Source organism: Ensifer sp. 4252, from assembly GCF_050434565.1.
Lineage (GTDB): Bacteria > Pseudomonadota > Alphaproteobacteria > Rhizobiales > Rhizobiaceae > Ensifer.
The window spans coordinates 18,760-29,336 of the sequence record NZ_JBNDIU010000038.1; the positions used below are offsets into that span (position 1 = coordinate 18,760).

At 64.0% G+C, this 10,577-nt stretch carries 13 protein-coding genes; 8 read left to right on the forward strand and 5 right to left on the reverse strand.

Annotation, left to right across the window (positions count from 1 at the left end; genetic code table 11):
• Nucleotides 1–45: 45 nt before the first annotated feature.
• Nucleotides 46–1,644 carry an exodeoxyribonuclease VII large subunit gene (gene xseA / locus ABIE33_RS33940; protein WP_429133258.1) on the reverse strand — a complete coding sequence of 533 codons (1,599 nt, stop codon included), beginning with the start codon at nucleotides 1,642–1,644 and terminating at the stop codon, nucleotides 46–48.
• A gap of 176 nt (nucleotides 1,645–1,820) precedes the next feature.
• On the opposite strand from xseA, the gene ABIE33_RS33945 reads away from it, so the two are divergent.
• Entirely contained in the window at nucleotides 1,821–2,045 is a 225-nt protein-coding gene (locus ABIE33_RS33945) for a hypothetical protein (protein ID WP_429133260.1), read from the forward strand.
• A 4-nt stretch (nucleotides 2,046–2,049) separates the two neighbouring features.
• Here ABIE33_RS33945 and ABIE33_RS33950 read toward each other — a convergent pair whose 3' ends face one another.
• Nucleotides 2,050–2,829, reverse strand: coding sequence for a helix-turn-helix domain-containing protein (locus tag ABIE33_RS33950; protein WP_429133262.1), 780 nt, complete (start codon nucleotides 2,827–2,829; stop codon nucleotides 2,050–2,052).
• A gap of 128 nt (nucleotides 2,830–2,957) precedes the next feature.
• Between ABIE33_RS33950 and ABIE33_RS33955 the strand changes: the two genes are divergently transcribed.
• Nucleotides 2,958–3,365, forward strand: a complete 408-nt coding sequence (locus ABIE33_RS33955) for a hypothetical protein (protein ID WP_429133263.1) — start codon at nucleotides 2,958–2,960, stop codon at nucleotides 3,363–3,365.
• Nucleotides 3,366–3,429: 64 nt separating this feature from the next.
• Here ABIE33_RS33955 and ABIE33_RS33960 read toward each other — a convergent pair whose 3' ends face one another.
• The gene (locus ABIE33_RS33960; RefSeq protein WP_429133265.1) at nucleotides 3,430–4,416 is read right to left on the reverse strand and encodes a Gfo/Idh/MocA family protein; all 987 of its coding nucleotides are present in this window, start codon (nucleotides 4,414–4,416) and stop codon (nucleotides 3,430–3,432) included.
• 177 nt (nucleotides 4,417–4,593) lie between these two features.
• On the opposite strand from ABIE33_RS33960, the gene ABIE33_RS33965 reads away from it, so the two are divergent.
• Entirely contained in the window at nucleotides 4,594–5,544 is a 951-nt protein-coding gene (locus ABIE33_RS33965; RefSeq protein WP_429133267.1) for an aldo/keto reductase, read from the forward strand.
• Between the two features lie 19 nt (nucleotides 5,545–5,563).
• Nucleotides 5,564–5,998 (forward strand): N-acetyltransferase family protein, encoded by a 435-nt coding sequence (locus ABIE33_RS33970; protein WP_429133268.1) that lies wholly within the window; start codon nucleotides 5,564–5,566, stop codon nucleotides 5,996–5,998.
• Here the strand turns inward: ABIE33_RS33970 and ABIE33_RS33975 are convergent.
• A complete protein-coding gene (locus tag ABIE33_RS33975; protein WP_429133269.1) occupies nucleotides 5,988–6,623 on the reverse strand; it encodes a hypothetical protein in 636 nt (211 codons plus the stop codon). The genes ABIE33_RS33970 and ABIE33_RS33975 overlap by 11 nt on opposite strands.
• A 230-nt stretch (nucleotides 6,624–6,853) precedes the next feature.
• On the opposite strand from ABIE33_RS33975, the gene ABIE33_RS33980 reads away from it, so the two are divergent.
• Nucleotides 6,854–7,354: a ferritin-like domain-containing protein gene (locus ABIE33_RS33980; RefSeq protein ID WP_429133271.1), complete on the forward strand. Its 501-nt coding sequence runs from the start codon at nucleotides 6,854–6,856 to the stop codon at nucleotides 7,352–7,354.
• A 38-nt stretch (nucleotides 7,355–7,392) separates the two neighbouring features.
• Here the strand turns inward: ABIE33_RS33980 and ABIE33_RS33985 are convergent, their stop codons facing one another.
• A complete protein-coding gene (locus ABIE33_RS33985) occupies nucleotides 7,393–8,283 on the reverse strand; it encodes a LysR family transcriptional regulator (RefSeq protein ID WP_429133273.1) in 891 nt (296 codons plus the stop codon).
• A 227-nt stretch (nucleotides 8,284–8,510) separates the two neighbouring features.
• On the opposite strand from ABIE33_RS33985, the gene ABIE33_RS33990 reads away from it, so the two are divergent.
• The 3 genes from ABIE33_RS33990 to ABIE33_RS34000 all read left to right on the forward strand — a co-directional run bounded on the left by ABIE33_RS33990 (nucleotide 8,511) and on the right by ABIE33_RS34000 (nucleotide 10,369).
• A complete protein-coding gene (locus ABIE33_RS33990; RefSeq protein ID WP_429133275.1) occupies nucleotides 8,511–9,506 on the forward strand; it encodes an aldo/keto reductase in 996 nt (331 codons plus the stop codon).
• A 105-nt stretch (nucleotides 9,507–9,611) separates the two neighbouring features.
• On the forward strand, nucleotides 9,612–9,971 hold the full coding sequence (locus ABIE33_RS33995) for a nuclear transport factor 2 family protein (RefSeq protein WP_429133277.1): 360 nt from the start codon (nucleotides 9,612–9,614) through the stop codon (nucleotides 9,969–9,971).
• 41 nt (nucleotides 9,972–10,012) lie between these two features.
• Complete coding sequence (locus tag ABIE33_RS34000) at nucleotides 10,013–10,369, forward strand: VOC family protein (RefSeq protein WP_429133279.1); 357 nt, start codon at nucleotides 10,013–10,015, stop codon at nucleotides 10,367–10,369.
• Nucleotides 10,370–10,577 lie beyond the last annotated feature (208 nt).

A 10,577-nucleotide genomic window follows, 5' to 3' on the forward strand; every position in this document is an offset into this window, starting at 1 on the left:
TAACCTAATTGCACAGTTGAGCGCTCAGCTGATCGCAAACCTTGCCTAAAAGAGGCTGCCCTGCTTCGACGGATCACCGCCGGGACCGCCGGTTTTCGGCTGCTTCTTCCGGGTGGCCGCCTGCGCGGGCGGCTCGCCATCCTCGCCGGCGATGGCCGAAACGCTGCCGTCGGCAAATTCCAGCAACAGGGCCATGCCGGGCGCAACGGCAGCCGCCTGGCGAACCGGGCCGCCCTCGCCGTCGCGCACCAGCACAAAACCGCGCTGCAGGACGTTGCGATAGGACAGCGATTGCAGGATGCGGTCCTGCGCGGCGATCACACCCGTCAAGCGGCGGATATCCGTGCGAATTGCCGCGTCGGAGCGAGCGACAAGGCCGGCGACACGATCCGCCGAGCGGTGGATCTGGGCCAGCAGGCGCGACGGCAGCGCCCGCAGCGACGCGTCTGCTGCCGACACACGCGACTGGCCACGATGGACCTGCCGCTCGATGACGCGCTCGGCGCGGTTCATCGCATCACCTATCCGTTGCCGACGATCGCCGAGCCGTGCCTTGACCAGATCCGGCCGAAGCTCCGCCGAAGCGCGCTCGAACAGCCGGCGCTTGTTCGTAGTATTCATCATCAGGCCACGTCCGAGGCCGAGCGCGGCCTCGTCGAAACGGCGGCGCGGCAACGCCAGCAACTGATCGAGCGACGGCAGCGCGCGGGCAAGCGACCGCACCGCCTGGCGACGATTTTCCATCTGCCTGGCGATGCCGGCTTTCAGCCGCGCCGAAAGGCCGGACACTTCCGCTTCCAGATCGGCCTTGACCGGCACGGCCATTTCCGCCGCCCCCGTCGGTGTCGGCGCCCGCTGGTCGGCGGCGTAGTCGATCAACGTCCAGTCGGTTTCGTGGCCGACGGCGGAGATCAGTGGGATCTCGGAGGCTGCCGCCGCGCGCACGACCGCCTCGTCGTTGAAGCCCCAGAGATCTTCGAGGCTGCCGCCGCCACGCGCGACGATCAGGACGTCGGGCCGGGCGATCGGCCCGCCGGGTTCACATTCGTTGAAGCCGCGAATGGCCGCCGCTACCTCGTCCCCCGAGCCTTCGCCCTGGACCCGCACGGGCCAGACGACGACGTGGACGGGGAACCGGTCGGCGATGCGGTGGAGGATATCGCGAATGACGGCGCCCGTCGGCGAGGTGACCACGCCGATCACTCTGGGCATATAGGGCAGCGGCCGCTTGCGCGTCGCGTCGAACAGGCCCTCGGCGCCAAGCTTGCGCTTGCGCTCCTCCAGCAGAGCCATCAGCGCGCCGGCCCCGGCCGGCTCCAGCGTCTCGATGACGATCTGGTATTTCGACGAACCGGGGAAGGTCGTGACCTTGCCGGTGGCGATCACTTCCATGCCCTCTTCCGGGCGGAAGCGCAGCCGCGAGAACGTGCCCTTCCAGATCACCGCGTCGATACGCGCCCGGTCGTCCTTGAGCGCGAAATAGGCGTGCCCCGAAGAATGCGGCCCGCGATAGCCCGAGATCTCGCCGCGCACACGGACCTGATCGAAGGCCTGCTCGACCGTGCGCCTGATCGAGCCGGAAAGCTCAGAGACCGAATATTCGGTGAGGTTGCTCGGAGAATCGTTATCGAAAATGGAGCTCATGATGGCAGTTTGCCGCCAGCGCCGGCCGAAGGCCAGCCTCCAGTGCCATGCTCAACAGGCCTTTTGCCATTCTGGGACGGCCGAGAGCGGAAAAGGCCAGAGTTCGCCGCGACGGTTAAACGAAATTTAGCGCCGTTGCGGCAGGATGATTGGCGTTCTTCCTGAAACGGAATTCCATGATCGTCATCGCCGCCTTCGCTCTTGGCATCACCGCCTGCTGTCTGCGCTCTGCGCCGGCATGCGTGCTCATTGCCGTTGCGCTTGCTGCAGCGGGCGCGCTGTCCGGCTCGATCACCGGGACCGACAGTTGGCTGGAGGTCGCAGCGGCGATCGGCGGCTACAATATGGGTGTTGCGCTCGCGTTGTGCGGCGCCATCATCGCGGGCGTGCACAACAGCTGAAACGTCAGCCCTTTCGCTCGAAGAAGTTCTTCGTTTCCTCATCGGCAGGAAAGAAGGATTCGATCAGCACGCCTTCCACCAAGGCGTCCTGCGTCGAGCCGAAGGTCTGGAGCGTGGTGATGAAGCTGAGATTCACCGGCCCGACGCGCAGCTCGACCGGCAGAACCGGCAACCGGTCGGTATCCGGATAGTTCTCGACCGCGCGCTTGACGGCGGGATCGGCCGCCAGCCTCTCGAGCCTCTTGCCAAGGCGGCTCCTCGGCCCCTGCAGCCAGGCTTCGGTACGAACGCGCTGGACGAGATCGGCGGCCGCAGCCTCCCAGTTGACCACAAGCGAGCGGACATTTTCCGAAGAGAGAAAGGCATCGAGAAAATTCTGGCCGGGATTGAAGGGAACATCGGCCGAGACGGCGAGTGCTGCCAGTGCCGGGTTGACGATCAGGAGCGTGTATTCGTGATCGAGCACGAGGCCCGGATAGGGATCGTGCCGGGCAAGGATGAGCCGGATGGCATTGGCGACGGCCGGCGGCATGGCATCGAGCCCAGAGGCCGGACGCGTCGTCATGCGTGGACGGAACCCGGCAGCCGAAAACAGAGTGCCCTGATCGCGCGCCGGAATGTCGAGCACCGAAGCCAGACGCAGGATCATGCCTTCCGACGGCTTCGAGCGGCCGGTCTCGAGGAAGGAGAGGTGCCGCGTCGAGATGCCGGCAGCCACGGCCAGGTCAAGCTGGCTCATGCGGCGGTGCCCGCGCCATTCCTTCAGGTGATTGCCGAATTCCATCGATGCCGATCTCCGTTGTGCCGGCAGATTGGCGCAGGCGCTGTATAAAATCCATTACCCCTGAGGTAATTGGTTTCATGATCGCGAGACGGCAACATCCGGATATCGACAAACAAATGGAGCCGAAAATGCTGACCCTTTCCAACCGCAGCCTGCTCAACAAGACCTTCCTCGCCGACGGCGCATTTTCGCTCCTGGTCGCCGCTATCCTCATCCTCGGTGCGGCCCCGCTCGCCGCTCTCATCAGCCCGGCCGCCACGCCGCTGATGATGAAGCTGCTCGGCGTCGGACTTCTCGCCTGGGGAATTTTCCATCTCTCGGCCGCCCGCAACGGCGGTCCGGTATCGGCTGCCGCCCGCATCAGCATCGGCGGCGACATCCTTTGGCAGATCGCAAGTATCGCCCTGCTTGTGGCTGCCTATGGCTCGCTGACGGCTATCGGCGTCGGACTTATGATCGTCGGCCTGGTCGGTGTCGGCGACTTCCTGTTCTTCAAGTTGAAGGGTTTTTCCAGGGAGCGTGCGGCCCTCGCCTGATCCCGCAAGAACGAGAAAAGCCCGCCGGGTTGCGCCGGCGGGCTTTTCTCGTTCATTAGCCGGCTCAGATTTTTTCCCAGCTATCCTTGTCGCTGGCGCGATAGATCGCGTCGATGAGCTTCTGGTTGAGCCGGGAGTTTTCAAGCGTCACCACCTCCTCGGCCTCACCCTGGGCAGCGCGCGCAAACGCTTCCGCCTGCAGCTTGTACTGGCGCGCATCCTGGAAGCGGAAAAGCTGCGACTGGGCGTGGTTCTGGTTGGTGAGTTCGACTTCCTCGCGGCCGTAGCGGTCGGCGTTGAACGGCGACTTCACCTCAATGAAGCCCTTGTCGCCGTGGAAGACCATGACCTGGCGGGCGGCAAGCTGGGTGGAGATATAGAAGCTCAGCTCGAAATCGCCGAAGTCGGCGCGCACGCTCGAATAGATGTCGGTGCCGAATTCCGGATCGCGATCGGTGCTTGCCTGCACGCGCACCGGCTCCTTGCCCGTCACGAAGCGCGTGGTGATCGTCGGATAGACTCCGATATCCGGCAGGCCGCCGCCACCGAGCGCCGGAATGTTGCGCATATTGCCGGGGTCGCGGTTGAAGTAGGTGAAGGCGCCCTGCACGTGCCGCAGACGGCCGATCGCCCCCTCGGCCAGCAGCGAACGAACCTTGCGCCATACGGGGCTGTAGGTGACCATGAAGGCTTCGGCGATCAGCACCCTGTTGCGATCGCGCGCGGCAATCAGCGCATCGATCTCGGATGCCCGAAGCGCAATCGGCTTTTCACAGAGCACATGTTTGCCGGCGTTGGCGGCCTTGATCGTCCATTCCACATGCTGCGACGTCGGCAGCGGAATGTAGACCGCATCGATCGTGTCTGAGGCGAGCATCTCCTCATAGGATCCGAATGCGTGCGGCGCGGAAAAGCGGTCGGCCATGGCGCGCGCCTTTGCGAGATCGCGGCTGGCGACTGCCGAAACGACGCAGTTCTCGGCGTCCTGGATGGCGGGCACGACGAGATCGCGGCCGATCTTGGCCGTGGACAGAATTCCGAAACGAAACATGGCGGGGCTCCCTGATTGAGGGCCAGAGACTAACGGCGAGGTACGTACCTATCAAGCGGCGGCGGCCGATAAAAAAGACGTGCGGCAGGTGACAAGCTTTGTTCGCTTGCCTTATGTTCCTGCCGGCAATCCTCCCGATCGCGCACTTGCTTTCATCCAGTCCAATGGAGCGAAACCATGGAAAAACGCAGACTTGGCCGAACCGACCTATCCATCGCGCCGCTTGTCTTCGGCGGCAACGTCTTCGGCTGGACGGCCGACGAAAAGACGTCCTTCGCCCTGCTCGACGCCTTCTTCGATGCCGGCTTCAATGCCATCGACACCGCCGACGTCTACTCCTCCTGGGCGCCAGGAAACCAGGGTGGCGAATCCGAGACGATCATCGGCAAATGGCTGAAACAGTCCAGTCGCAGCCGCGACCAGGCGGTGGTCGTCACCAAGGTCGGATCCGAACTTGGGCCGGACCGCAAGGGCCTGTCGCGTCGCTGGATCCTGCAGGCGGTCGAGGATTCGCTGAAGCGGCTGCAGACGGATCATATCGACCTTTACCTGTCGCATTGGCCCGATCCCGAAACCCCTTACGAAGAAACGCTTGCCGCCTACGACCAGTTGCTGTCCGAGGGCAAGGTGCGCGCCGTCGGCGCGTCGAACCTGAACTCGCTTCAACTGCGCGACGCGCTGGATGTCGCCGCCAATGGTGGCCTGCCACGCTATGCGGTGCTGCAGCCGGAATACAATCTCTACGATCGCGACAGCTTCGACGGGCCGCTGCGCGATCTCTGCATCAGCGAGGAGATCGGCGTCATCAGCTATTTCGGGCTGGCGCGTGGTTTCCTCTCGGGCAAATATCGCACGCACAAGGATCTCGAGGGGTCGGCGCGCGGCTCGGGCGTCGAAAAATATCTCGATGGCCGCGGCATGCGCATCCTCGGCGTGCTTGATGAAATCGCTGAAGAGACCGGAGCGACACAGGCCGAGATTGCGCTTGCCTGGGTCAGAAACCGCAAGGGCATCACCGCCCCCATCGCCAGCGCCACCAATCTCGACCAGTTGACGAGCCTCATCCGTTCGGCCCAGCTGACGTTGAGCGACGAGGCGATTCGCCAGCTCAATGACGTGGGCGAATAGCAGGAGCAAGGCAGGAACGATGGCATTGAGCATACGGGCGGCGACCGCCGGTGACGAAACCCATTGGCGCCGCCTGTGGGCCGGCTATGTCTCCTTCTCCGGCACGGAATTGGCGGAGGACATCATCAGCCTGACGTGGAGCCGCCTGATCGATCCCGCCGCCCCGCTCTTGGCGCGACTGGCAATTGCCGATGGCAAACCGGTTGGTTTCGCCATCTGCCAGGAGCAGCTCGCAACCTTCTTCCGGCGACCCATCTGCTACATCGAGGATCTCTATGTCGATCCGTCGGCACGCGGCCGGGGCGTCGCCGGCGCCATGATCGACGACCTGATCGCGCTCTGCCAGGCGTCGGACTGGGACCGGCTCTATTGGTATACCGAACGCGAGAATACCGTCGCGCGCCGTCTCTATGACCGCTACTCGGCGACCGCGACCATGTCCGTTACAAGCTGAATTTCGGCACGTTCGCCAACTCCGGGAAGAGCGCATAGGACACATGGTGGCTGCCGTGCTGGTTTGCCATGCCCGGCTTGGTCAGCATGCCACGCGGCTCGGCGAAGCTTCGGATCCGGCGCGCCGGCCGCTCGTGCCACTGGATATTGAACGCCCAGAGTTTTGGAAAGAAACAGAGCGATGAATAGGGCAGATGGTCGTGGATCCACCAGGCGATCGACTGCCAGCCGCCAACCTCGCCGCGGCGGTCCCAGACCCAGGGAATGACAATGCAGGCGGATGCGCCGATGCAGCCGTCCGCATCGCGCATGTCCCAGATGTGATCGGCCGCCGACGCCGCATTGCTCGAGCAGTTGAGGCCGTGGGCGTTGCCAAAACCGTTGACCGCGCGGTTTCGGTATCCGGAGCGAATGGTCAAACGGCCGAAGGTCGCCTCCAGCGGTTCCAGCAGTTCCTCGCACAACCGCCGCCCCGCCTCGATCGCCAGCTCGGGATCATCGGGGATGTTCGGGATGCGATGGACATCGGCGATCTCCGAATGCAGGAACTCGCGCAGGAAGAAGTTTTTCGACAGCCGCACGCGCCCGAGATCTTCCAATGATTTCACCGAACCGGGTTTCTTCACTGCGCTTTCCCCTCGTGGCAATCCGCGTCAGCGCGACTGTGCCCGGCCGGCTGGCAATTGCAAGTCCATGATCAGGGAGAGGTAGGTCGGCTTACGCACGCTGCATTGCCGTTTGTTTCCGCGGGTGCTCCGGCATCACGCGACCGATGGCATGAAAATCCCGGGCCTGCGGAACAAACCATCACGGCAGAGGTTGTCCTCGCGTTCCCACCCCAGAAAGGACGGCAACAATGGCCAAGGAAAAGACACTGGACGACCTGTTCCACGACACTCTGAAGGACATCTACTACGCCGAACGCAAGATCCTGAAGGCTCTGCCGAAGATGGCGCGAGGCGCGCAGGCGCCGGAGCTGAAGGCGGCATTCGAAAAGCATAGAGATCAGACCGAAACCCATGTCGAACGGCTTCAGCAGGTCTTCGAACTGATCGGTAAGCGGGCGCAGGGCAAGACCTGCGAAGCGATCGAGGGCATCCTCGCCGAGGGCGAAGAGATCCTCGACGAATTCAAGGGTACGGCGGCGCTGGATGCCGGCCTGATCTCCGCGGCCCAGGCGGTCGAGCACTACGAAATCGCCCGCTACGGCACGCTGAAGACCTGGGCGCAGACGATGGGCCTGAAGGATGCGGTGAAGCTGCTCGACGCGACGCTAAAGGAAGAGGCCGTCACCGACGGTGATCTGACCAAGCTCGCCACCGCGAACTCCAACAGGAAGGCGATGAAGGCCGCCTGATCAGGAACCGGCGGCCGGCCCGTCTGCCGGTCGCCCCCTTACCCGACATACCGGAAGAAATCGATGAAGGCGCGAAGAGCCGGGCGCATCTGGCGCCGGCTCGGATAGTAGAGAAACGGGCCGGCATAGGGCGCGCACCAATCTTCGAGCACGCGGGTCAACCTCCCTTCAGCGATCGCCGTTTCCACCCGTGAGAGGAAGAGATAGGCAAGCCCTGCCCCACCCATCGCCGCCTTGATGATCGGCCTGTCTTCACCGAGGATAAGCGGCCCTTCGACGGCAACCGTCAACTCCTCCCCTTGCCGCTCGAACTCCCAGCGATAGAGCGTGCCATTGGAAAAGCGTCGCCGGATGCAGCGGTGATCAGCAAGATCGCGCGGATGCAGGGGCCGACCGAAACGCTCGAAATAATCGGCCGATGCGACGACAGCACTTTCGAGCTCCGGTCCGACCTTGACGGCGATCATGTCGACCTCAAGGCTTTCGCCGAGGCGTATTCCGGCATCGTATCCCTGCTCGACGATGTCGGTGAAGCCGTCTTCGTTGGCGATCTCCAGCACAATCTCGGGGTAGCGGTTGAGAAACGCGCCAAGCCGGGGCGCCAGGATGAGATCGGCGGCAAACCGCGGTGCCGTGATGCGCAGATTGCCGGCAGGCCGGTCGCGCGTATCAGTGGCCGCCACCAGCGCGTGGGCGATCTCGTCGAGCGCCGGCGCCAGCCGCTCCAGAAGCCGCCGGCCCTCCTCAGTCGGCGCGACGCTGCGGGTGGTCCGCGCCAAAAGCCGCACACCCAGGCTCGCTTCAAGGCTGCCGACCGCGTGGCTGACCGCCGACGGTGCGATGGCAAGCTCGCGGGCGGCACCGCGAAAACTGCCATGGGCGGCGACGGCGGCAAGGACCGCGAGTTGGGAAAGCTGGGTTCTGTTCATTGATCTAAATAATAGAACAGCCCGTGAGAATTGACAGAGATTTTCACGCGCACTCCCCGCCCCTATCCTTTCCCAATCGTCGCGGCCAAGCGGCACCGGGAAGTGCGGCACGCAGGAGCGCCGCTTGGAGCCGACTGGCCAGCGCCGGCGAATGCCTGTTGTTTCGATGCGTTCGCGCGCCATCTTGGCGCGCCTGCATGACCGCCCTTACCCCGAAAGGATACGACATGAAGACCCGCAAACTCGGGAATGAACTGACCGTCTCGGCCATCGGCCTCGGCTGCATGGGGATGAGCTTTGCCTATGGCGGCGCCGACGAGGCGGACTCGATCCGCACGCTGCAGCGCGCCGTCGACCTCGGCGTCACCTTCTTCGACACGGCTGAAGTCTATGGCCCCTACGAGAATGAAAAGCTCGTCGGCCGGGCGCTGAAGCCTTTGCGTGACAAGGTGACGATCGCCACCAAATTCGGCTTCAGGATCGAGTCCGGCAAGCCGGCGGCGGAGGCGATCAAAGGCATTGACAGCCGACCGGAAAACGCCAGAGCCGTGGCGGATGCCTCGCTTAAGAGACTGGGGATCGACGTGATCGACCTCTACTACCAGCACCGCGTCGACCCCGAGGTCCCGATCGAGGAAACCGTCGGCGCGATGGCCGATCTGGTGCGTCAGGGCAAGGTGCGGACACTCGGCCTTTCCGAGGCAAGCTCCGAAACGATCCGTCGTGCCCATCAGGCGCATCCGATCGCGGCGGTCCAAAGCGAATATTCGCTCTGGTCGCGGGACCCGGAAGAGGACGTGCTGGCGACCTGCCGCGAACTCGGCATCGGCTTCGTGCCCTATAGCCCGCTCGGGCGCGGCATGCTGACCGGCACGATCCGCAAGGCCGACGATCTGGCCGCCGACGATTTCCGTCGTTCGTTGCCACGCTTCCAGGCGGAAAACCTCGGCGCCAACGCCGCGCTTGTCGAAACGCTGGAAGCGCTCGCGCGCGAAAAGGGCGTGACCGCCGCCCAACTGGCGCTCGCCTGGGTGATCAACCAGGGCGACTTCATCGTGCCCATTCCCGGCGCGCGCAAGCTCCACCACCTGGAGCAGAACGCGGCCGCGGCCGATATCGTGCTGACCGGCGACGAGCTCGCCCGGCTCGGCGATGCGCTGTCGCCGGCATTGGTTGCCGGCAAGCGCTATACGGATGCGTCACTGGCGCTCACCAATCGTTGAACGCATATGCCCCGCCTCCTTGCAGAGGCGGGGCATCCCCCCATCGAATTTTACGCCGGACGCACTACCTCTCCTGTCGTGACCAACAATTCCGGAGGATCGGGAATGTCCGACGAGCAGGCGATCAGCGCGGTGGTGCATCTCTATGTCGACGGCATGGCCTTTGCCAACGAGGGTGCGTTGCGCAAGGCGTTTCACCCAGACGCAGCGATCATCGGCAACTACAGAGGCGCGCTCGAATGGATGACGCGCGACGGCTTCATCAAGGCGGTGCTGGACCAGGGAGGCGCGCCGCCCGGGACCCAGCCGGAGATGGATGTGGAAATGACCGACATCAGCGGCGATGCGGCAACGGTCAAGGTGATCGACAGCTTCGCCGGCGACCGTTTTTCCGACTATCTGTCGCTGGTCAAGATCGACGGGCGCTGGGTCATCGTCAACAAGATCTACCACCTTCACGCCTGATGGCGGGGCCCGCCGAGAGCCCGGAGCCGACCGGTCAAATCATGGGGCTCGACCATGTCCGGCTGGCCATGCCTGCCGGGATGGAGGGTGCAGCACGAGGCTTCTACGAGGGGCTTCTCGGCCTAGCCGAGGTGCCGAAGCCATTGAACCTTGCCGGACGTGGTGGCTGCTGGTTCGAGCGGGGAGAGGCAAGAATTCATCTCGGTATCGACCCGGCCTTCTCGCCGGCGCGCAAGGCTCATCCGGCCCTTCTTGTCGACGATCTTTCTCGCTTTCTTCTGCGGCTCGAGGCCGCGGGCGTGCCGATCATGCAGGACGCGCCGCTTGCCGGCTGCGAGCGATGTTATGTCAGCGATCCTTTCGGCAACCGGATCGAGCTCATGCAATGCACTGGTTAGAGCGCTTCACCTTTAAACGGAAGCGATTCTGTTGGCTCAAAACGGCCGTTCCACACGAAGGATGGCGCAGAGCGATGCGAATCCATCGGGCAAGCCATCCGACACAGTGGGCGGCCGTTTTGAGCCAACCCGAAGGGCCGGATGAATTTCTGCCATTACCGGCGGGGGGGGGGGGGTGTGGGTCGGTGTGTGGGGGGCTTGGACACGC